This window comes from Streptomyces sp. NBC_01352 (assembly GCF_036237295.1).
Taxonomy (GTDB): domain Bacteria; phylum Actinomycetota; class Actinomycetes; order Streptomycetales; family Streptomycetaceae; genus Streptomyces; species Streptomyces plumbiresistens.
On sequence record NZ_CP108354.1, the window covers coordinates 1,335,081 to 1,355,658 of the forward strand.

General features: G+C 71.8%; 18 protein-coding genes. 6 read left to right on the forward strand and 12 right to left on the reverse strand.

What is annotated here, in order from left to right; genetic code table 11:
• Positions 1-19 precede the first annotated feature (19 nt).
• Both OG252_RS06445 and OG252_RS06450 read right to left on the reverse strand, forming a co-directional pair.
• Positions 20-352, reverse strand: coding sequence for a hypothetical protein (locus OG252_RS06445; RefSeq protein WP_266451382.1), 333 nt, complete (start codon positions 350-352; stop codon positions 20-22).
• A gap of 104 nt (positions 353-456) precedes the next feature.
• Complete coding sequence (locus tag OG252_RS06450; RefSeq protein WP_329334386.1) at positions 457-1,353, reverse strand: GNAT family N-acetyltransferase; 897 nt, start codon at positions 1,351-1,353, stop codon at positions 457-459.
• A 258-nt stretch (positions 1,354-1,611) separates the two neighbouring features.
• Between OG252_RS06450 and OG252_RS06455 the strand changes: the two genes are divergently transcribed.
• The gene (locus OG252_RS06455; protein WP_329334387.1) at positions 1,612-2,721 is read left to right on the forward strand and encodes a PP2C family protein-serine/threonine phosphatase; all 1,110 of its coding nucleotides are present in this window, start codon (positions 1,612-1,614) and stop codon (positions 2,719-2,721) included.
• Here OG252_RS06455 and OG252_RS06460 read toward each other — a convergent pair.
• Positions 2,678-4,951 (reverse strand): MMPL family transporter, encoded by a 2,274-nt coding sequence (locus OG252_RS06460; RefSeq protein ID WP_266451379.1) that lies wholly within the window; start codon positions 4,949-4,951, stop codon positions 2,678-2,680. The two genes, OG252_RS06455 and OG252_RS06460, sit on opposite strands and share 44 nt — an antisense overlap.
• Positions 4,952-5,169: 218 nt before the next feature.
• On the opposite strand from OG252_RS06460, the gene OG252_RS06465 reads away from it, so the two are divergent.
• A complete protein-coding gene (locus OG252_RS06465) occupies positions 5,170-5,376 on the forward strand; it encodes a hypothetical protein (RefSeq protein WP_266451378.1) in 207 nt (68 codons plus the stop codon).
• Between the two features lie 210 nt (positions 5,377-5,586).
• On the forward strand, positions 5,587-6,990 hold the full coding sequence (sthA, locus tag OG252_RS06470; protein WP_329334389.1) for a Si-specific NAD(P)(+) transhydrogenase: 1,404 nt from the start codon (positions 5,587-5,589) through the stop codon (positions 6,988-6,990).
• An 8-nt stretch (positions 6,991-6,998) separates the two neighbouring features.
• Here sthA and OG252_RS06475 read toward each other — a convergent pair whose 3' ends face one another.
• Positions 6,999-7,535, reverse strand: coding sequence for a DUF5709 domain-containing protein (locus tag OG252_RS06475; protein WP_329334391.1), 537 nt, complete (start codon positions 7,533-7,535; stop codon positions 6,999-7,001).
• Positions 7,536-7,882: 347 nt separating this feature from the next.
• Between OG252_RS06475 and OG252_RS06480 the strand changes: the two genes are divergently transcribed.
• Together OG252_RS06480 and OG252_RS06485 are read left to right on the forward strand one after the other, a co-directional pair.
• Entirely contained in the window at positions 7,883-9,355 is a 1,473-nt protein-coding gene (locus tag OG252_RS06480; protein ID WP_329334393.1) for an APC family permease, read from the forward strand.
• An 11-nt stretch (positions 9,356-9,366) separates the two neighbouring features.
• Positions 9,367-10,329 carry a hypothetical protein gene (locus OG252_RS06485; RefSeq protein WP_329334395.1) on the forward strand — a complete coding sequence of 321 codons (963 nt, stop codon included), beginning with the start codon at positions 9,367-9,369 and terminating at the stop codon, positions 10,327-10,329.
• Positions 10,330-10,400: 71 nt separating this feature from the next.
• Here OG252_RS06485 and OG252_RS06490 read toward each other — a convergent pair whose 3' ends face one another.
• The 6 genes from OG252_RS06490 to OG252_RS06515 all read right to left on the reverse strand — a co-directional run bounded on the left by OG252_RS06490 (position 10,401) and on the right by OG252_RS06515 (position 16,935).
• Complete coding sequence (locus OG252_RS06490) at positions 10,401-10,676, reverse strand: DUF6355 family natural product biosynthesis protein (RefSeq protein ID WP_373464571.1); 276 nt, start codon at positions 10,674-10,676, stop codon at positions 10,401-10,403.
• A gap of 159 nt (positions 10,677-10,835) precedes the next feature.
• Positions 10,836-11,987 (reverse strand): HoxN/HupN/NixA family nickel/cobalt transporter, encoded by a 1,152-nt coding sequence (locus OG252_RS06495; protein ID WP_329334400.1) that lies wholly within the window; start codon positions 11,985-11,987, stop codon positions 10,836-10,838.
• A 141-nt stretch (positions 11,988-12,128) separates the two neighbouring features.
• On the reverse strand, positions 12,129-12,983 hold the full coding sequence (gene prcB / locus OG252_RS06500) for a proteasome subunit beta (protein WP_329334402.1): 855 nt from the start codon (positions 12,981-12,983) through the stop codon (positions 12,129-12,131).
• 72 nt (positions 12,984-13,055) lie between these two features.
• Positions 13,056-14,045, reverse strand: a complete 990-nt coding sequence (locus OG252_RS06505; protein ID WP_329334404.1) for a lysylphosphatidylglycerol synthase domain-containing protein — start codon at positions 14,043-14,045, stop codon at positions 13,056-13,058.
• Complete coding sequence (locus tag OG252_RS06510; protein ID WP_266451369.1) at positions 14,042-15,541, reverse strand: hypothetical protein; 1,500 nt, start codon at positions 15,539-15,541, stop codon at positions 14,042-14,044. Before OG252_RS06510 ends, OG252_RS06505 begins: the two co-directional genes overlap by 4 nt.
• 176 nt (positions 15,542-15,717) lie before the next feature.
• Positions 15,718-16,935, reverse strand: coding sequence for an MFS transporter (locus tag OG252_RS06515; RefSeq protein ID WP_329334406.1), 1,218 nt, complete (start codon positions 16,933-16,935; stop codon positions 15,718-15,720).
• Positions 16,936-17,055: 120 nt separating this feature from the next.
• On the opposite strand from OG252_RS06515, the gene OG252_RS06520 reads away from it, so the two are divergent.
• On the forward strand, positions 17,056-17,430 hold the full coding sequence (locus tag OG252_RS06520; protein ID WP_266451367.1) for an ArsR family transcriptional regulator: 375 nt from the start codon (positions 17,056-17,058) through the stop codon (positions 17,428-17,430).
• Here OG252_RS06520 and OG252_RS06525 read toward each other — a convergent pair whose 3' ends face one another.
• Together OG252_RS06525 and OG252_RS06530 are read right to left on the reverse strand one after the other, a co-directional pair.
• Positions 17,431-19,785, reverse strand: coding sequence for a glycoside hydrolase family 65 protein (locus OG252_RS06525; protein WP_266451366.1), 2,355 nt, complete (start codon positions 19,783-19,785; stop codon positions 17,431-17,433).
• Positions 19,782-20,519, reverse strand: a complete 738-nt coding sequence (locus OG252_RS06530; RefSeq protein WP_266451365.1) for an HAD family hydrolase — start codon at positions 20,517-20,519, stop codon at positions 19,782-19,784. The genes OG252_RS06525 and OG252_RS06530 overlap by 4 nt, the downstream gene beginning before the upstream one ends.
• Positions 20,520-20,578: the final 59 nt, after the last annotated feature.

Sequence of the window (20,578 nt, forward strand, 5' to 3'; positions counted from 1 at the left end):
AGCCGCAAGGTGCCCGCGCTCACTCCTCGTCGGCGAACGGCTCGTCGCTCCACCGGAACCAGGCCCGCTCGCCCTCGATGTGCAGCAGGAACTCGGGCACCGGGCCGTCCGGCGAGGACAGCGACACACGGCGCCGGATCTCGTCGTGGACCGTCTCCCATTCCTTCCAGTGGTCCTCGTCGTCCCGTTTGGCCAGGGCGAGTTCGCGGGCGAACAGCTCCTGGACCGCGCCGTAGGCCGGACCGGCCGTGAACCGGCCCTCGAGCCACGGAAAGTCGGCGTCGTCGATCAGGATCTCCCCGACCGCCTCGTCGCCGCTGTGCACCCGCCAGACCTCACCGTCGAACCCCACCGCGCCTCCGTCGCCCAACCGCCGGTCCACCCGACGATCAGCATGCCACCCGGCACTGACAGACGGCCAAGACCGCCTGCCGGTGCCGGGAGGCCTCGATCACCTCAGCCGATGCGCGGAGCCTGGAAGTTGATGCGCTCCCGCACCACGGGGAAGCCCGCCTTGGCGAAGTTGGCGGCCATCGGGAAGTTGCCCTGGTCCGTGGCGGCCGAGACGAACTCCGCGCCCTGCTCGACCAGGAAGTGGGTGCACTCCGCCAGCAGGTCGTAGGCGTAGCCCCGTCCTCGCTGCTCCGGCAGGACCCCGATGAAGCCGATGCAGGGGCCCGCCGGGTTGTGCGCCGGGATGTGGATGCCGACCGGGTCTCCCTGCGGGGTGTGGGCGACCTGCCACCACTCCCGCGGCGACGGGCACCAGTGGAAGAAGTCGAGTTCCTCCTGGGCCGCCTGCTCGACTCCGCCCTCCTCGATGGCCAGCAGGGAGTGCGCGTCCAGGGTGGCGGAGTGGATGCGGCGCAGGGCGTCGAGGAAGACCTCGTCGTCCGGTTCAGGGCCGAAGACCAGACGGCCGGGCCGTTCGGGCAGGCCGCACTCCGGTGTCCAGCGGTACAGGAAGCGTTCCACCAGGAGCTCGTATCCGGCCTTGCGGGCGGCGGTGAAGCGGGTTTCGGCGGCGGCCCGCAGGGCGGGGTCCTCGCGCCAGCCGCCGGGCAGGTTCAGTTCGAGTTCGACCTGCCAGGGTGCGGTGCGCAGGAGTTCGGCGCCGGCCTCCTCCTCGCCCTCGGCCACGTCGAACCAGTTGACGTTGACGGGTTCGGTGTCGTCGGGGCCGCCCCACCAGGCGCCGCGAGCCACGACTTCGCCGTCGCGCAGGGCGATCCGCTTCCAGTCGGGGCGGTGCCGGGTGTGCCGGTGTCCCTCGCGTGCGCCGAGCGGGTCGGGCAGGGCGTCGAAGAGATGGGTGTCACGCTCGTCGAGCGCGCGGATGACCATGTCGGTCATGGGTGTGTCCTCCGGGATGCGTACTGCGTGATGCGCTCCCGGTCAGGCGAAGCACGCCGGGGCAACGGAGAGGGAGCGCTGGGTGGTTGTGGACTGCACGGCACTCGCCTCCTTCCGTCGGTCTCGGGGCGTGGCGCCTCACGCTACACCGATGGGGCGGTCCTCAAGGCGGAATTAGAACGGCCGACCCTCACCCGTTCCAGGAGGATCCGTCGGCCCCCGCATGCGGTGCGGGGGCCGAGGGAGCAGCGTAGGGGTGTGAGCACAGTGCGCGGCCGGTGGTCGCGCCCCGACCGGGACCGGCGTGGCTGGCTGCGGGGCGCGCCTCCGCCGCGCTGGGTGCGGGTGCTGCCGGCCGCTCTGCTGGCGGCGGTGTGCGGGGCGACGCTGGTCAGCTCCGAGCCGCTCGACATCGGGTTCGTGCTGGGCGCCATCCCGCCGTTGGCCGTCCTGTCGTACGGGCCTGCGGCGACGGCGGTGCTCGGCGGTCTGGTGGTGGCGGTGCTGTTCGTCCCGGCCTTCCACCTGAACGATCCCGGCAGCACCGATCTGCTCACCGTCTGCTTCGTGGCGGCATTGAGCGTGTTCGTGTCGTTCGTGCGCAGCCGCCGGGACGCCCAGCTGGTCACCGAGCGGGCCGTGGCGCAGGCCGCGCAGCACGCCGTGATGTCGCCGCTGCCGCCGAACGTGGGGCCCGTGCGGTGTGCGGGGCTGTACCGGGCGGCGCAGCGCGGGACGCTGGTCGGCGGTGACTTCTTCGACGTGCGCGACGGGCCTTTCGGTGTCCGGGCGGTCATGGGTGACGTGCAGGGGCACGGGCTGTCGGCCGTCGCGACGGTCGCCTCGCTGCTGGGCGCGTTCCGGGAGGCGGTCCTCGACCAGCCGGACCCGGAGTCGGTGGCGGCCCGGCTGGACCGCAGGCTGGTGCTGGACTCGGCCGACGTGGCGAACTCGGAGCTGTTCGCCACGGCCGTGCTGCTGGAGTTCGCCGCGGACGGGCGGGCGGTGCGGATCGTGGCGTGCGGGCATCCCGCTCCCCTGCTGCTGCGGGGCGGGCGGGTCGTCGAGCTGGAGGTCCCGGCCGGCAGCCCGCTCGGTCTCGGGCTGTCCGACGCCGTGCCCCCGGTCGGCCGCACGGTGCCCCTGCGGCCCGGGGACCGGCTCTTCCTCGCCTCCGACGGGGTCAGTGAGGCCAGGGACACGGCCGGCGTCTTCTACCCACTCACCGAGCGGCTCACGGGCTTCACCGAGGACGCCCCGGACGCCCTGGCGGGGCGTGTGTGGGCGGACCTCACCCGCTACAGCAGGGCCCTCCACGACGACGTCACGATGCTCGTCCTGGCGCCCGGTCCGCGGGAGCGTCCCTGACACCCGGGGCCCCCTGGTGCTCCCCCTCGGTGTCGAAGTGCGGGAGGATCCGGTCGAGCGGGCGGGGTGTCCACCAGGCGTGCCGTCCCAGCAGGGTCAGCACCGCGGGGACCATCAGCAGGCGTACGACGGTGGCGTCGATGAGCACGCTCACCGCCAGGCCGAGCCCCAGCATCTTCACCACGATGTTGTCGCTGACGATGAAGGCCGCGAAGACACTCACCATGATCAGCGCGGCGCAGGAGATGACCCGCGCGGTGATCTCCAGCGCGTGGGCGACCGAGGCCTTGGCGTCACCGGTGCGCAGCCATGCCTCGTGGACGCGGGAGAGCAGGAAGATCTCGTAGTCCATGCTGAGCCCGAAGATGATCGCGAACATCATCATCGGTACGTAGCTCTCGATGGGCACCTTGCCGGAGACACCGAGCGCGGGCCCGCCCCAGCCCCACTGGAAGACGGCGACGACGACACCGTACGAGGCGGTGATCGACAGCACGTTGAGGACGGCCGCCTTGAGCGCCACGAGCAGACCGCGGAAGACGATGAGGATGATCAGGAAGGAGAGGGCGACGACGACGCCGATGATGAGGGGCAGCCGGCTCGCGACGATGTCCCGGAAGTCGACCTGGGCCGCGGTCGTCCCGGTGACGTAGCCCTTGGCGTCCGTGCCGGAGACCGCGTCGGGGAGGGTGTCGTCGACGAGACGGTTGGTCAGGTCGGTGGTGTCGGCGCTCTGCGGGGACTTCTTCGAGTAGACGGTGGCGATGAGCACGTCGCCGTCCTGGGTGGCGGTCAGCGGGGTGACCGTGGCGGCCCCGGCGACGGCGTTGAGGTCCTTCTGTGCCGTGGAGCTGAGGGTGTCGCGCTGTGACGACGGTACGGCGGTCTGGTCGATGACGACGGTGAGGGGGCCGTTGGAGCCGGGACCGAAGGCGTCGGTCATCAGGTCGTAGGCCCGCCGGTCGGTGAAGGACGTGGGATCGGCGCCGTCGCCGATGTGGCCGAGCTGGAGGGACAGGACCGGGATGGCGAGGACCACGACGGCCGTGACGCCCGCCGCCAGGAAGCGCCACGGCCGCCGCTCCACCCGTTGGGCGTAGCGGTGCCAGGTGCCCTGGGACACGGTGCCCGCGGCGGCGGCCTCGGCCTCGGCGACGGGGCGACGCACCCGGTAGCGGTCGATGCGGGTGCCGATCAGGCCGAGCAGCGCCGGCACCAGGGTCAGCGCGCCCAGGACGGCCGAGACGACCGTGACGGCGGCGGCCAGCCCGAGTTTGCCGATGAAGGACACCCCGGACGCGGACAGACCGGCGAGGGCGACGATCACCGTGCAGCCGGAGACCAGGACGGCGCGCCCGCTGGTGGCGGCGGCCTGCCCCGCCGAGCGGACGGGGTCCTTGCCGTCCATGAGGTTCTGCCGGTGACGGGTGATCAGGAACAGGGCGTAGTCGATGCCGACGCCGAGCCCGATCATCGTGGCCAGGGTCGGTGAGACGGTGGCGAAGGTGAAGGCCGCCGCCAGCAGGCCGAGGCAGGCCAGCCCGCCGATGACGCTGATCAGCGCGGTCAGCAGGGGCAGCCCAGCGGCGAGGACGCTGCCGAAGCCGACCAGCAGGACGACGATCGCCACCGCGAAGCCGATCAGTTCACTCACCCGGTCGTCGGCAGCGGGCCGGGCCAGTTCGCCGAGCGGTCCGCCGTACTCGACGTCCGCACCGGCCGAGCGGAGCGGCTGCACGGCGTCGTCGACCCCGTGCAGGTAGTCGTCGCCGAGGGTCGAGGGCTGGACGTCGAACCGGACGGTGATGTACGCCGTCTTCCCGTCCGAGGAGAGCGGGCCGACGCTCGACGACGAACCGGACAGCGGGTTCTGGACGGCGAGGACGTGCGGGAGCTTCTGCAGGTCGCCGACGGTCGTCGACATCTGCGAGCTCAGCGAGGTCAGGGCTTTCTGCCCGTCGTGCAGGACGATCTGGCTGCCGTAGCCGCCCGCCGCCGGGTCGTGCTGCTTCAGCACGTCGAGGCCCTGCTCGGACTGCACGCCGGGGAGGGAGAAGTCGTCGGAGTAGGTGCCGCCGTGGGAACGGTTCAAAGCCTGCAGGGCCACCAGGGCCACGAGCCAGGCCACGATGACGATCACGAAGTGGCGTGCGCACCACTCCCCGAGCCGCCGCAGTACCCCCGGAGCGGCGGTTTCCCCTCCCTCTTCGCCGGTGTGCGTAGGTGGCATGGCCCTGGTCTTCCCGTCCGTCGAGGCGCCCGATATCCCCATTGGACGCCCTGGTGATCGTTCGGGCATCCCGGGCCGGGCGGGGTGGCGGACCGGTCTTCCGGGACGGGTCGGCAGTCCCTCGGGATGCAGGGTGCGTCCAGGCGATGAATGGTGATATCGGGACCGGTGAGGGAAACCGGGACCGAGGAACGATCCGGATCCGAGGAGCAGACATCATGCCGACGTCACAACCCGACGCGACCGGGCCGTCCGAGGACCGTGCCACCCCGGACGCCCTGCTCCACGCCCGCACCGGCACGGACGTGTCACCCGAGGACGTGGTCCTCGCCTCGGGCAAGGACATCACCCCGCGCAACCTGGAATGGGCCCGGCGCAAGCTGGAGGCCGAGGGCCCGGCCGCGCTGGACAAGCTGCTGCCCTAGCGGGCACGCGGCACCGGACGCCCGTGGGGGCGAGTCGTCGTACGGTCGGCCGCCCCGCGGTGATCACCACTGCCGTGATCACCACTCCGGCGATCACAACTGCCGCCGGTCTGCCAGGAGTTCCCCCGCGCCTCCGTGATCCCCCGCGTGGCAGGGCAGTTGACCGTTCGCCCTTACGCGGCGGGCACCGGGACTGACACACTCCGGAGCGTGCCCGACTTCGACATGCTTGTCATCGGATCAGGTCCCGGCGGCCAGAAGGCCGCCATCGCCGCGGCCAAGCTGGGCCGCCGGGTCGCCGTCGTCGACCGCCCCGACATGGTCGGCGGGGTCTCCATCCACACCGGCACCATCCCCTCCAAGACCCTGCGCGAGGCGGTGCTGTACCTCACCGGTCTCACCCAGCGCGATCTGTACGGCCAGAGCTACCGCCTGAAGGAGGACATCACCGTCGGCGACCTGACCGCCCGCACCCAGCATGTGGTCAGCCGCGAGGTGGACGTCATCCGCAATCAGCTGTCCCGCAACCACATCTCCCTCTTCGCCGGCACCGCCCGGTTCGTCGACGCCCACACCGTCGCCCTGCGCGAGGCCACCGGCCACGAACGGCTGGTCAACGCCGAGCACTTCGTGATCGCCACCGGCACCCGGCCCGCGCGGCCGGACAGTGTCGAGTTCGACGGGCGGACGATCATGGACTCGGACAACGTGTTCGCACTGGAACGGGTGCCGCGCTCCATGGTCATCGTCGGTGCCGGTGTCATCGGCATGGAGTACGCGTCCATGTTCGCGGCGCTCGGCAGCAAGGTCACCGTCGTCGAGAAGCGTGCCGGGATGCTCGACATGTGCGACGTCGAGGTGATCGAGTCGCTCAAGTACCACCTGCGGGACCTGGCGGTGACGTTCCGTTTCGGGGAGACGGTGGCCGCCGTCGAGCACCACCCGAGGGGCACGCTCACCATCCTGGAGAGCGGCAAGAAGATCCCGGCCGACACGGTGATGTACTCGGCGGGCCGGCAGGGCCTCACCGACGAGCTGGACCTCGACAAGGCGGGGCTGTCGGCGGACCCGCGGGGCCGGATCACGGTGGACGAGCACTACCGCACCGAGGTGCCGCACATCTATGCCGTCGGTGACGTCATCGGGTTCCCCGCGCTGGCGGCGACCTCGATGGAGCAGGGCCGGGCCGCGGCCTACCACGCGTGCGGGGAGCCCGTCGCCCGGATGCACAACCTCCAGCCGATCGGCATCTACACCATCCCCGAGATCAGCTTCGTGGGCCGGACCGAGGACCAACTCACCGAGGACCGGGTGCCGTTCGAGGTCGGCATCTCCCGCTACCGGGAACTGGCCCGCGGTCAGATCATGGGCGACTCGCACGGCATGCTGAAGCTGCTGGTCTCCCCCGAGGACCGCACCCTGCTCGGGGTGCACTGCTTCGGCACCGGCGCCACCGAGCTCATCCACATCGGACAGTCCGTGATGGGCTGCGGCGGCACCGTCGACTACCTGGTCGACGCCGTCTTCAACTACCCGACCCTCGCGGAGTCCTACAAGGTCGCCGCCCTGGACGCCACCAACAAGCTCCGTCTCATCGACCGGATCGGGGACTGAGCGGCCACTCAACTCTGCTCTTCGTCCGGAAGCACGTCTCCGAGTTCGTCCTGCGGTCCGTCGGGAAGGATCGTGTCGTCCTCGACGACATGGACGGCGGCCTCCTCCGCGCCGGCGGCTCCCGCATCGATGCCCACGTCGGAGGCGACGACCTCCTTCGTGGTGTCGGTGTGAGCGCCCTCGTCGGGGGCGACGAGGCGGCCGGCGCGCGTGGTGCCCGCCTCGGGGTCGACCGGTTCGCCCTCCCCGTCGGGGGCGTCGCCGATGCCGTCACCGGCGGTCCCGGGTGCGTCGGGGACCTCCTGGGCCAGACGCTGGTCGAGGGTCTCCCCGTCGTGCTGTTCGGCGGCGGTGGTGCCGTGCTTGGTGACGCCGAGCGGCTTCTCGGGCGGCGAGTAGCCCTCGGCGAGGGTCTCGTCGTACGTCCGCTCGTCGACGGCGTCCTGCAGGTCGAGCGGGGCCGCGTCCTCCTGCTCCTCGTTGGTTCCGGTGGGCTGGTACGCGTCGTCCGCCATCGATTCGGGGTTCGACCGCTCCGTGTCCATCGTCGCCTCCTCGCGCGTCGCACTCGTCTGTCTCGGGTGTCCTGAACCGCGTTTCCCGGTACGGGATCTCCAACCTCAAAACAGCTGTGGGAGTGGGGCCTTCGAGGGCCCGGGGAGGTTACTTCCGGGTCAATCTTGAAAGGTCAACGAGTGCCGCTATCATCACACGCACACACGGTGTGACCGTCTGTCTACACAGCGATTGCGCGGTATCCGCCACCCCTTCTTCTCGTCACCGCCCCTGACCCGAGGCCATCCCTGCGTCGTCCGGGGCGCAGCCACCCCCCACCCCCTTTACGCCGCCTGGGCCTGCCCTCGCGTCGTGCACGACGGAAAGCAGCGCAACCATGAGCAAGTTCAGGGGCAGAGGGCTGCAGGCCGATGCCCTCGGTACGTTCGACACGGTGGTGATGGCCGTCGCGGGCAGCGCCCCGGCCTACTCGCTGGCCGCGACCACCGCGGTCCTGGTCTCCGCGGTGGGCCTGGCGAGCCCCGCGGCCCTGCTGTACTGCGCGATCCCCATGCTCGGCATCGCGCTGGCGTTCAGCTATCTCGGCCGGATCGACGTGAACGCGGGCGCCAGTTACTCGTGGGTGGGACGTACGCTCCATCCCTTTCTCGGGTTCATCAGCGGCTGGGCTCTGGTCATCTCGGCGACCATCTTCATGGTGGCGGGTTCGCTGCCCGCCGGGTCGATGACGCTCGCCCTCTTCGACGAGAACCTCGCGGACGACACCGCGCTGTCCACGGTGGTCGGCGCGGCCTGGTTCCTGGCCATGCTGGGCGTCGTCCTCGGCGGGGCCCGGCTCACCGTCCGGGCACAGCTCGTCATGTCCGGGGTGGAGCTGGCCATTCTGGCCGCGTTCGCGGTCCTCGCCCTCTTCCACACCGACGGCGCCCGTGCCTTCGACTGGTCGTGGCTCGGCTTCGGCCACTTCGACGGCATGGCGGGCTTCGCGTCCGGCGCGCTCATCGCCGCGTTCTACTACTGGGGCTGGGACGTCACCAGCAACCTGAGCGAGGAGACCCGCAACAGCCGTCGTACGACGGGACTCGCCGGCCTCGTCGGCATCGGCATCGTCTTCCTGCTGTTCGAGGCGTTCACCATCGCGGTGAACGTGATCCTCTCCTCGCGGCAGATCGAGGAGAACAACGCCAACGTGCTGGCCGTGCTCGGTGAGGAGGTCTGGCCGGGCTGGGGCGGCAAGCTGCTGATCGTGGCGGTGATGCTGTCCACCATCGCCACGCTGGAGACCACGCTGATCCAGGTCACGCGCTCGCTGTTCGCGATGGGCCGCGACCGTACGATGCCGTCCGCACTCGGCCGGGTCCACCCCCGCTGGAACACGCCCTGGGTGGCCATCCTGGTCGTCGGCACGGTGGCGCTGGTCATGCTGATCGCCTCCAACGCCCTGGGCACGGTCGGCGACATCCTCTCCGACGCCATCTCGGCGATCGGACTGCAGATCGCCGTGTACTACGGGCTGGCCGGCTTCGCGGTGGTCGTCGCCTACCGCAAGACGCTGCTGAAGTCGGCGGCGAACTTCGTCTTCGGCGGGCTGTGGCCGTTGCTGGGCGCCCTGTTCATGTTCTGGGTGTTCGTCGAGTCGCTGAGCGGACTGAGCACCGCGGCGGTCGCGATCGGCATCGGCGGACTGGCCGTCGGCCTGATCCCGATGCTCTGGTACTGGCGGCAGGGCAGCGACTACTACCGGCCCGCGAAGCTCGACGCCACCCGGACCGTCGAGTCGGACTACCTCCCCGACGACCGCGTCGGCGCGCACTTCCGTGTCCACGAGGGTCTGCCCACCGACTTCTGAGGGAGACCCCGATGACGCGACACCGCTTCGCTCCCCGTTTCGACCCCGACTGCGGGGACACGGCCCTCAGCTCGACCCGGCACGACATCGTCATCGGCCGCTGGCAGGGACTGCGCGAACTCCTGCGCGCCACCGGCCCCCACTGGCTCGCCCGCGGCCATCGCGTCCGGCTGCTCGCCCAGGCCTGCACGAGCAGTTCCACCGCCGAGACCTGGCTCGCGGCCGAGCCGCACGGCGCCGACGCGCTGGTGCTGTACGCGGCGACCGAGACGGCCCGGGCGTTCAGCCTGGCCATCGCCGCGGGCCGGGGCGTGCCGATCGACCGGCGCCGCGTCGACAGCGCGGTCATGGCGTGTCTGCGGGCCGCGGAGGCGTATCCCGACGATCCCACGCCGTGGATCTCGCTGATCTCCGTGGCGCGGCTGTACCCGTCCGGGGTGCGCCGACAGGAACTGGGGCGCTGGTGGGACGAGTTGCACGGACGGGACCAGTACAGCGTGGAGGGCCACCTCCAGGTGCTGCACTACTACTCGGCCCGCTGGCACGGCTCCCACGGCCTGATGTACGACTTCGCCCGCGACGCGGCGGGCGTGGCGCCGCCCGGCTGCGCACTGCCGGTGCTGGTGCAGTACGCGCGGGTCGAGGAGTACCGGCAACACCTGGACGCGGCGCAGGACAGCCGGGCGTCCATGGGCCTCGGCCAGCACTGGAACAACGACGGCGCGGCCGGCGACGTACGGCGCACCTGGCAGCGCTGGATCATGGGCCGGACCGAGAGCGCGGTGGAGCCGGGAGAGCTGCGTGACGTCAACTACCTGGCCCACGGGGCCTGTTCCGCGGGACTCCAGGATGTCGCCGCGTCACTGCTGCGGATGCTGGGGGAACGTGCCACGCGTACGCCGTGGTCGTACACCGGGGATCCGGAGAAACAACTCGTCAAGTGGCACAAGGAGTTCAGGCGCGTTCGTGAGTGAGCGGGGAAAACACGGAGTGCTCCGTACCACCCGCGGCCGGGTGGTACGGAGCACTGCCGGGAGAGCGTTGGTCAGCAGGTGCGGCCGACGTAGTGGGCGCCGGTGATCTTGCTCGCGGAACCCAGCCAGGACTTGCCTGGGCCGACACAGCGCTCGTAGTCGGGCGCCAGGGCGACCTCCACCTTGATGACGACCTGTGAACCGTCGGACGTGCAGTGGTTGTAGAAGGCGTCCGAGCCGGTCTCGTAGAACCCGCAGGGGTCGGCCGCCGCGGGGGTCGCGGTGGTGGTCACCGCGCCCATGGACGTGAGGACGAGGGCGGCGGAACCGAGGGCGCTGGTCACCATACGACGAACACGCAAGGGAATCTCCCAGGTCGGTGGAGGGTGGGACTGCCGCTCCAGGATCGCCGGTACGCCCCAGCGGTTGATCGTTTGCCGTGGTCGTTCACCCGGCGAATCGTTCTGTCGCTGGGCCGATCGGGTGAGGGTGGCCGGTTCCTCCGATCAGGCGTCCCGGGCGGCCAGGCCCGCCGTCCACTTCTCCTCGATGCGGCCCACCTTCCACACCACCAGGGCGACGATCCACGTGGCGGCGAACAGGCCGACGACGACGAAGCCGAGGACGTTCAGGTCGAGGCCGGCGATCCAGTTCCAGAAGGCGCCGTGCAGGTGGAGTTTCTCCGCGAGGAGGCCGAGGAGTTCGACGGTGCCGATGAGGAGGGCCACGGCGACGGACAGGCCGGTGATGGTGAGGTTGTAGTAGACCTTGCGGACCGGTTGGGAGAAGGCCCAGCCGTAGGCGAAGTTCATGAAGGTGCCGTCGATCGTGTCCAGGAGGGACATGCCGGCTGCGAACAGCACGGGCAGGCACAGGATCGCGTACCAGGGCAGCCCGGAGGCGGCGCCGGAGCCGGCCAGGACGAGCAGGGCGATCTCGGTGGCGGTGTCGAAGCCGAGGCCGAAGAGCAGGCCGAGCGGGTACATCTGGCCGGGCTTGGTGATCGACTTCATGACGCGGCCGAGGAGGCGGTTCATGAGGCCCCGGTTGTTCAGCTGCTCCTCGAGGGCGGCCTCGTCGTAGTGGCCCGAGCGCATCCGGCGGAAGACCTGCCAGATACCGGCGAGGATGACGAGGTTGATCGCCGCGATGACGTAGAGGAAGGTCCCGGAGACGGCCGTACCGATCAGGCCGGTGACGTCGTGGAGCCGGGAGTCGCCGTCGCGGACCGGTCCGGCGAGGGTCTTCACGCCGAGCGAGAGCAGCAGCGCGAGGACGAAGACGACGCTGGAGTGGCCGAGCGAGAACCAGAAGCCGACCGACAGCGGCCGCTGCCCCTCGCCCATCAGCTTGCGGGTGGTGTTGTCGATCGCCGCGATGTGGTCGGCGTCGAAGGCGTGCCGCATGCCGAGCGTGTACGCCGTCACGCCGATCCCGATACCGAAGGTCTTCTCGCCGATGCCGTAGTGGTGCGGCGCGACGATCACGACCAGCGTGAACCAGCCGATCACGTGCAGGGCCACGACCACGGCGGCCATCCCGCCCACCCTGATCCACTCCTGCCGCGTCATGGAGCCGCGGACGCGGTGCCGGGCCGGGCCCCTCTCGGGGGCGGTGGCGGGGAGGAGGGGCGGAGTGGAGTCAGGGGCGGCCGTCATCGGGGGGAGGATCTTTCTTTCCGTCGTACGGCCGCGTCGAGCAGCCTCGTGCCATCCTCCGGCAGCTGCAAGTCATGTGCAGTAAAGCCCGTGACAGGTCTTCACCACGAGTGGGAAAAGCCCCCTGTCAGAGGGCCGCGGTCACGCGGTCGCGTTGGGCCCGTCCGGCCGGCCGCTACGCTGTTCGACCATCTCGCGGCTCAGTTCCTCGGTCTCCGGTTCGGTCAGCCGCTCGAAGCCGTCCTCGGTGATGACCGACACGATCGGGAAGATCCGGCGGTTGATGTCGGGGCCGCCGGTCGCGGAGTCGTCGTCGGCCGCGTCCCACAGCGCCTGGAGCGCGGCCAGGGCGGCCTCGCGCCGGTCCATGCCCCGGTGGAACAGCTTCTTCAACGCGCCCCGGGCGTAGGGCGATCCGGATCCCTCGGCGTGGAAGTCGGTCTTCTCGTACAGTCCCCCGGCCAGGTCGAAGCTGAAGATGCGGCCCCGCTCGCCCTCGGGGGCCAAGGGGTCGTAGCCGGTGAGGAGCGGGACGACGGCGAGGCCCTGCATGGCCTGACCGAGGTTCTGCCGGATCATGCCGGCCAGGCGGCGCGCCTTCGCGTTGAGGGTCATCGCCGTGCCCTCGATCTTCTCGAAGTGCGTCAGCTCGACCTGGTAGAGCTTCACCATGTCCACCGCGAGTCCGACGGTGCCGGCGAAGGCGACCGCCGAGTAGTCGTCGGCGGGGTGCACCTTCTCCAGGTCGCGCTGGGCGATGAGGTTGCCCATGGTGGCCCTGCGGTCGCCGGCGAGCAGCACGCCGTCGCGGAAGGTGAGGGCGAGCACGGTGGTGCCGTGCGGGACCTGGCCGGGTGCGGCGACCACGCCGTCCGGCAGGACGCGGCGGGTGCTGAGGAGTTCCGGGCGGTGCGCGGCCAGGAACTCGGTGAAGGACGACGATCCCGGGGTGAAGAACTCCTCCCCCAGCCGTCCGCCGTTCTCGTTCCACGTCATCGCGTTCCCCCTCGCCTCCGGACCGACAACCGGACTCCTACCAGATGCGGGCGGCGCGGAAACGCCGCCCGGTCACAGCGCCTTGCGCCGGATCAGGATGCCGAGCACCAGCAGGCCCGGGACCAGTGGGAGCCACATCGTCAGCAGGCGGTAGCCGAGCACGGCGGAGGCGGCCGCGGCCGGGGGCGCTCCGGCGGCCGCGAGGGCGAGGCCGAGCGCGGCGTCGAGTGAGCCGAGGCCGCCCGGGGTGGGCAGCAGGGCGGCGGCGCAGCTCGCGGCGAGGTAGAGCAGGGCCACAAGGGCCGGGGCCAGGGGCAGTCCGACGGCCCGGGTGACGGCGATCAGCACGAGGGCGTGCAGCAGGGCGAACGCCAGCGAGCCGCCCCACAGGGCCGCCGCCCGCCGCGGTCGCGCGTGGACGGCCCGGATGTCGGCCAGCACCACGCCGAGGGCGCGTCGGCATCGGGGCCACCGCCGCACGCCGAGCAGAACGGTGCCGCCGAGCGCCGCGCCGACGAGGGCCGCCCAGCCGCCCCAGCCGGACGGGATCCGCAGGACGCCGGGGCAGGCGGCGGCGAGTACGGCGATCAGGGCGCCCCGCGCGATCCCGCCGGCCGCGGCCTTGACCGCGACCGCGGTCGCCGAGCGGCCGGCGGGCATCCCGCAGCGCATGAGGAAGCGCAGGTTCACGGCACCCGCGCCGAGCCCGGCGGGCAGGACGTGGCCCGCGGCGGAGGCGGCGAACTGGGTGGCGAAGAGCCGTCCGGGGGGCAACCGCGAGGTCACGGCGCCCTGTTGGGCGAGCGCCGCGCACGGCCAGGTCAGGCCCGCCGCCGTGGCCCCGACCAGCAGCCAGCCCTGGTCGGCCACGGCGAGCCGGAGGGCGCCGGTCTCCAGCACGGGCCAGTGGCGCACGGCCAGACAGACGGCGGCCACCAGGACGGCGAGGGCGATGACGGTGTGCCGGCAGGCGCGTCTTCGGGTGGGCGTGACGGCGACCTGCTCGGACGTCGTACGAACCCGCCCTGGCGGGCCTACGTCGGCGACCCGCTCCGACGTCATCCGGGCCCGTCCCGGCGGTCCGGCGCCGGTGCGATGTGCAGGTCCAGTCCCGCGGAGCGGTGCGTCTCCCAGTCGCGGGCGTACGCGGGCGGTGCGGCGCCGGGCCGGGTCAGGGTGGCGGTCGGCTGGCGGCGGGCGGTGCGCAGGATGTCCGCGGGGGTGCTGTTGGCGTTGGGGCCGCCGGTCGCAGCCGAGGAGCAGCCGGTGTAGTAGCCGACGGGGATGGACTCGCGGCCGGTGAGCAGGCAGGGCGGGCTCACGCCCAGGCGGTGCAGTTCGGCGGCGTTGCGGGCCCAGTCGCGGCGGTCGGCGGTGGTGCGGTCCACGGTGCGGTCCAGGACGGCGTACTGCACCGCCAGATGCCCGGCCAGTCCGACCGCCAGCAAGCTCGCCACCGACGGACGCCACCGGCCGCCCGGCGTGGCGACCAGGCGGAACAGGGCGTCGGCGACCGGGATCGCGAGCAGGGCGTAGGCGGGCTGCAGGAAGCGGGGAGCCGCGTATCCGATCATGAACAGATAGGGCACGGCGGCCGTCGTGGCGCAGGCCAGCGGCAGCAGCGTGGGCGCGGTGCGCCGGGCGCGTACCGCGACCACCAGTCCGACGGCGGCGAGCAGCGGCAGCACGAACCACCAGGCCATGACCGCCGGGTTGGGCAGCGCTCCGGCGCACGGGCGGCACAGGGCCCGTCCGGCCAGGCTGCGCAGTTGGTCGTCGACGGCGAAGTTCCAGCCGAGTCCGCCCTGGATGTCGGAGGCGTCGGACAGCCGCCGGCCCAGTCCGCCGTAGCCGACGTACGCCTCGATCACCCACTCCGCCGCGCCCGCGACGAGCCCGCCGAGGAGCGCGACCCCGAGCCGCCACCGGCGGGCCGCCACCACCAGGACGAGCAGCGGCAGGGTGACCCACACGGCGTCGGTGGGCCGCATCCACGCCATGAGCGCGGCGCCCGCCGCGATGCCCCACAGGGCGGCCCGGTCGGTGCGGTCGGCGCGGGCGCGCAGGAAGCAGCCGACGCCGACCAGGGCGCCGACCGCGACCCAGTAGTTGGGCATGGCCTGCGGGCCGTAGAAGAGGGTGATCCACAGGGAGGCGAAGAGCGCGCCGCCCACGGCCAGGACCCGGGTGGGGAACAGGCCGCGCCATACGCGCAGGGCCAGGTAGAGGCCGAGACCGGAAAGCAGGGCGAGGTAGACGCGGAGCAGTTCGGTGGAGGTCGACCAGGACGCGATCGGCGCGACCAGCAGGGACACGCCCCGGGCGCGCGGTGCGCTGAAGAAGGCCGCCGGGGCCTGGGTGCCGACCTGGCTGACATACACCGTCTCGTCCCAGCCGAGGCCCAAGCCCGGGCGTACGAGAACCAGTTGGGCGAGCGTGAAGGCGCCGGCCACGGCCGCGAGCAGCCACTCGCCGCGCGTGCGCCAGGACGTGCCGGGCACGGGTGCCGGTTCGCCTCGCCGAATACCGACGAGCATGGCCTTCGTGCCGTGGGCCATCGTCCACCCCTCACCCCTACGTGTCGTAGGGCTTCTAAGACTCCGCGTCCCGGCGGGCGGGAGGCGGTTTCGGGCAGCAAGGGAAACAAGGAAAACAAGGAAAACATGGACAAACTAACTCGCTTCGGACTGGTGTGCAGGGTCGGGTTCGGCCACGTGCCTGACGCCCTCGCGGGTCAGTCGGCCGCCCCGCGGGCCACGAACACGGCGCCCGCGAGCCCCGCGGCGGCGAGGGTCGCGGCGAACGCGGTCGTCGCCGCGGACAGCCCCACCGCGTCGCCGAGGTAGCCGACCGTGACGGGCAGCACTCCGGCGGGGACGTACCCGCCCACGTTCAGGGCCGCGTTGGCCTCGGCGAGGCGGTCGGCGGGGACGTGCGCGCCGATGAGGGTCAGGCCGCCGAGCTGCCCGAGCCCTTGGCCGCCGCCCGCCAGGATCGCGGCGGCGGCCAGCAGGGGCGCCGAGGAGAGGTGGACGGCCGCGGTCAGCAGCACCATCGCCGCGACGACCGAGGCCGCGCCGGTGAGCAGGATCGTGCGCACCCGCAGCCGCCGGACGGCGAACTGGACGGCCGTGGCGGCGGTGAACATGACGAACGCGGTGGCGCCGGCCACGATCCGGCTCGTCGTGTCGAGCACGTCGGCGAGCAGGGACGGCCCCAGGGACAGCACGAACGACGTGGAGGTGATGCCGGGCGCGAACACGGCGACGCCCATGAGGAGTCGGGTGCGATGCACACGTGGCACGGACGGCACCCGGATCCACGCCCCCGCCCGCGGCCCGGCCGGAGGGTCGAGCGGCAGCCGCCACACGACCAGGACGGCGAGCGCGAGCAGGACGATCTCCAGCAGGAACACGGTGACCGTCGCCCCGGGCAGGGTCTCGGAGAGGACGCCCGCGAGCAGCGGGCCGGTGCCCGCACCCAGGACCATCGCGGTCGACGCGAGCAGTGCGGCGAAGCGCCTGCGCCCCGGTCCCGCGACATCGACGACCGCCGCCATGCCCGCCGAGACCACGGCCCCCACCGCGATCCCGCTCAGCAGCCGCGCCGCCACCAGCGTGAGCACGGACCCGGCGGTGGCGAACAGCACGCTCGCCACGACCCCCAGCACCAGGGCGGGCAGCAGCACCGGCTTGCGCCCGACCCGGTCCGAGACCACGCCCGCCACCAGCAGCGCCGCGAGCAGACCGACGATGTAACCGGCGAAGACGACGGTCAGCATCCCGGACGAGAAGCCGAGCCGGTCCCGCCACACCACGTACAGCGGGGTGGCCGTGTTGGACAGCACGAACACCGCGGTCACCGGCCAGGCGGCCAGCCACACCGCGCGCCGCGAGGGGCCGGGAGGGCGCGCCACGGCTGTGGACGGGACGGCACGACGGGTGGCACGCATGTGCACTCCTCCGGAACAGTACGAGAAAAGTCGAACTATCAGTACGACTGAAGTCGAACATGGATGGCTGTACGATTCAACTCGTACTGAGGCTCGTACCGAACCCGCGAGGTGATGGAGATGGCGCCGGCCACCAGGGCCCACCGTTTCGCCGGACCGTTCCCGGCGCCCGCCGGCCTGCCCGCCCCGCTGCCCGAACCGGCCCGCGGGGAGCTGCGGTTGGAGGCGGTCATGGGAGCGCTGAGCGACCCGCTGCGGATGGGGATCGTCCGGACACTGCTGCTCGACGCGCAGGCGTACGACCATCCCTGCGGCTGGTTCGGTCTGGACCGGCCCAAGTCGTCCCTGACGCACCACTTCCGCGCGCTGCGCGAGGCCGGGCTGATCAGACAGCGGCAGTACGGCCTGGAGCGGCGCAGCCACGTACGCGTCGAAGACCTGCAGGCCCGGTTCCCGGGCCTGCTGGAGCTGATCGCCGACTGGACTCCCGCGTAGTCAGCGGGCGTTGGGGCGGCGGTGCGGGGGCTGTTCGGGGGCGGGGCGGGGCTTCTGCGCCGGGACGGGGCGGACCACGGGGCCCTCGCCGTTGATGGTCAGCGTGTTGCCGTGGTGGCGGATGGTCAGGGGATCGCCCGACACCAGGGTGTACGTGGCCTTGTCCGGGCCGATCTCCACACGCAGGCGGCGGCCAAGAAGTTGGACGGTGAAGGCGAGGCGGCTGAACCGGTCGGGCAGGCGGGGCGAGAAGCGGAGTGAGTCGCCGTCGCGGCGCAGCCCGCCGAAGCCGGCGACCAGCGCTGTCCAGGTGCCGGCGAGGGAGGCGATGTGCAGCCCGTCGCGGGTGTTCTGCTCCAGGTCGGCGAGGTCCATGAGCGCCGCCTCGGCGGTGTACTCGTAGGCGAGGCCGAGATGGCCGGCCTGGGCGGCGACGACGGCCTGGCAGCATGCCGAGAGCGAGGAGTCCCGTACGGTCAGGGGCTCGTAGTAGGCGAAGTTGCGGGCGATCTGCTCCTCGTCGTGGAACTCCTCGAACCAGCCGCTGCACATGTACATCGCCAGGACCAGGTCGGCCTGCTTGACGACCTGTTTGCGGTAGAGGTCGAAATAGGGGAAGTGCAGGAGCAGCGGGTACTGGTCCGCCTTCGTGCCGGCGAAGTCCCAGCGCTGGTAGCGGGTGAAGCCGGCGTGCTGTTCGTGGACGCCGAGATCCTCGTTGTAGGCGATGTGCACGGCCTCGGCGGCGTCCCGCCAGGCGGCGCTCTCCTCCTCGTCGACGCCGAGCCGGGCCGCCTCCTCGGGGTGGCGTTCGCAGGCGTCGGCGGCGGACAGGAGGTTCGCCCGGGCCATGAGGTTGGTGTACAGGTTGTCGTCGGCGACCGCGCTGTACTCGTCGGGGCCGGTGACGCCGTCGATGTGGAAGACGCCGTGGTGGTCGTGGTGGCCGAGCGAGCGCCACAGGCGGGCGGTCTCCACCAGGAGTTCGACGCCGGTGTGGCGCTCGAAGTGGGTGTCGCCGGTGGCAGCCGTGTAGCGCACGACGGCGTCGGCTATGGCGGCGTTCACATGGAAGGCGGCGGTGCCGGCGGGCCAGTACGCGGATCCTTCCTGACCCTCGATGGTCCGCCAGGGGAACGCCGCTCCGCGCAGGCCGAGTTGGGTCGCGCGTTCCCGGGCGGCGGGCAGGGTGTTCTGCCGCCAGCGCAGCGCCTCGGCGACGGAGTCGGGCGCGGTGTAGGTGAGCAGGGGCAGGACGAAGGTCTCGGTGTCCCAGAAGGCGTGCCCGTCGTAGCCGGAACCGGTCAACCCCTTGGCGGGGATGGCGCGTTGCTCGGCGCGGGCGCCGGCCTGCAGGACGTGGAAGAGGGCGAAGCGGACGGCCTGCTGGATCTCCTCGTCGCCGTCGACCTCGACGTCGGCGCGGGCCCAGAAGTCGTCGAGGTAGGCCCGCTGTTCGTCCAGCAGTCCCTGCCAGCCGCTGTGCGCGGCCGCCGCCAACGCCGCCTCGACCTGGTCGCTCATCGCGGGGCGGGAGCGGGCGCCGGACCAGCCGTGGGCGACGAGCTTCTCGACGCGCAGCAGCTGCCCCGGTTCCAGGACGGAGGTGACCGTCAGCCGGGACACGTCCACGTTGCTCTCACTGCTGGTCGTCGTCCGCTCGGGTCCGTCGACGACGTGGTCGGCGGCCACGGCGACCCGGAAGCCGCTGCGGCGGGTGCGGTGCACCAGGCGCAGCCGGGACCCGGAGGCGAAATCCTCCTCCGGCTCCAGGGGCGACTTCAGGGCCCGCGCGGCGCGCGGGTCGCCGTTCGGCTCGGGCAGGCTCTCGTTGGCGACCAGTTCCGACTGGATCACCACCCGGGTCCGGCTGTCGACGGGTTCCACCTCGTACGCCACGGCCGCGATCGCCCGCTGGGTGAGGGACACCAGCCGCGTCGAGCGCACCCGTACCCGGGAGCCGGCCGGCGAGACCCACTCGCACGTCCGCTCCAGCACTCCCCTGCGCAGGTCCAGCGTTCGTTCGTGGGCGACGAGCCGGCCGTAGCGCAGGTCGAACGGCTCGTCGTCGACCAGCAGCCGCAGCACCTTGCCGTTGGTGACGTTGATGACGGTCTGGCCGGACTCCGGGTAGCCGTAGCCGGCCTCGGCGTAGGGCAGCGGGTGAAGTTCGTACACGCCGTTGAGGTAGGAGCCGGGCAGGCCGTGCGGTTCGCCCTCGTCGAGGTTGCCGCGCCAGCCGACATGGCCGTTGGACAGCGCGAACACGGACTCGCTCTGGGCGATGACGTCGAGGTTGAGGTCGGTCTCGCGCACGGCCCAGGGTTCGACGGTGTACGCCCTGTGGGTGATCACGCCTTGCCTCCCAGTTCGGCGAGGTCCTTCACGACGACGTCCGCGCCGTGCGCGTACAGGGCCTTGGTCTGTCCGACGCGGTCGACGCCGACGACGTATCCGAAGTGGCCGGAGCGGCCCGCGTCCATGCCGGCCAGGGCGTCCTCGAAGACGGCGGAGCGCGAGGGGTCGACGCCCAGGTCGTGGGCGGCGGCCAGGAACGTGTCCGGGTTCGGCTTGCCCGGCAGCTTCCGCTCGGCGGCGACCACGCCGTCGATGCGGACGTCGAAGCAGTCCTCGGCGTCGATGGCGCGCAGGACGTCACGGCAGTTGGCGCTGGAGGAGACGATCGCGGTGCGCAGACCGTGGGCGCGGACCGCCTCGAGGTAGCGCAGCGTGCCGTCGTAGGCCTCGACGCCGTCGGTGCGGATCTTCTCCAGCACCAGGACGTTCTTGCGGTTGCCCAGGCCGTGGACCGTCGGGGCCGCCGGTGGGTCGTCCGGGGCGCCTTCGGGCAGTTCGATGCCGCGGGAGGCGAGGAAGGTGCGGACGCCGTCGGCGCGCGGGCGGCCGTCGACGTACTCGTCGTAGTCGCCATCGCTGAACGGCCGGAAATGCTCGCCCTCGCGTTCGCGCAGGAACGCGTCGAACATCTCCTTCCAGGCGGCCGCGTGCACGACGGCCGTCTTGGTGACCACACCGTCGAGGTCGAAGAGGCAGGCCAGGATGTCTTCGGGAAGACCGAGCTCCGTCATACAGGACACGGTTCCCCAGAAGACCGCTTCCAGCGGGTGGCGCACGCCACACAGGGCGC

Bases quoted from the DNA above. Each gene is read 5' to 3' on its own strand.
- OG252_RS06465 (WP_266451378.1), top strand. From the start codon at position 5,170: ATGCCGACGTCACAACCCGACGCGACCGGGCCGTCCGAGGACCGTGCC.
- OG252_RS06515 (WP_329334406.1), bottom strand. From the start codon at position 16,935: ATGCGTGCCACCCGTCGTGCCGTCCCGTCCACAGCCGTGGCGCGCCCT.
- OG252_RS06530 (WP_266451365.1), bottom strand. From the start codon at position 20,519: ATGACGGAGCTCGGTCTTCCCGAAGACATCCTGGCCTGCCTCTTCGAC.
- OG252_RS06510 (WP_266451369.1), bottom strand. From the start codon at position 15,541: ATGGCCCACGGCACGAAGGCCATGCTCGTCGGTATTCGGCGAGGCGAA.
- OG252_RS06495 (WP_329334400.1), bottom strand. From the start codon at position 11,987: ATGACGGCCGCCCCTGACTCCACTCCGCCCCTCCTCCCCGCCACCGCC.
- OG252_RS06485 (WP_329334395.1), top strand. From the start codon at position 9,367: ATGACGCGACACCGCTTCGCTCCCCGTTTCGACCCCGACTGCGGGGAC.
- OG252_RS06480 (WP_329334393.1), top strand. From the start codon at position 7,883: ATGAGCAAGTTCAGGGGCAGAGGGCTGCAGGCCGATGCCCTCGGTACG.
- OG252_RS06490 (WP_373464571.1), bottom strand. From the start codon at position 10,676: ATGGTGACCAGCGCCCTCGGTTCCGCCGCCCTCGTCCTCACGTCCATG.
- OG252_RS06450 (WP_329334386.1), bottom strand. From the start codon at position 1,353: ATGACCGACATGGTCATCCGCGCGCTCGACGAGCGTGACACCCATCTC.
- OG252_RS06505 (WP_329334404.1), bottom strand. From the start codon at position 14,045: ATGACGTCGGAGCGGGTCGCCGACGTAGGCCCGCCAGGGCGGGTTCGT.
- OG252_RS06460 (WP_266451379.1), bottom strand. From the start codon at position 4,951: ATGCCACCTACGCACACCGGCGAAGAGGGAGGGGAAACCGCCGCTCCG.
- OG252_RS06475 (WP_329334391.1), bottom strand. From the start codon at position 7,535: ATGGACACGGAGCGGTCGAACCCCGAATCGATGGCGGACGACGCGTAC.
- OG252_RS06520 (WP_266451367.1), top strand. From the start codon at position 17,056: ATGGCGCCGGCCACCAGGGCCCACCGTTTCGCCGGACCGTTCCCGGCG.
- prcB (WP_329334402.1), bottom strand. From the start codon at position 12,983: ATGACGTGGAACGAGAACGGCGGACGGCTGGGGGAGGAGTTCTTCACC.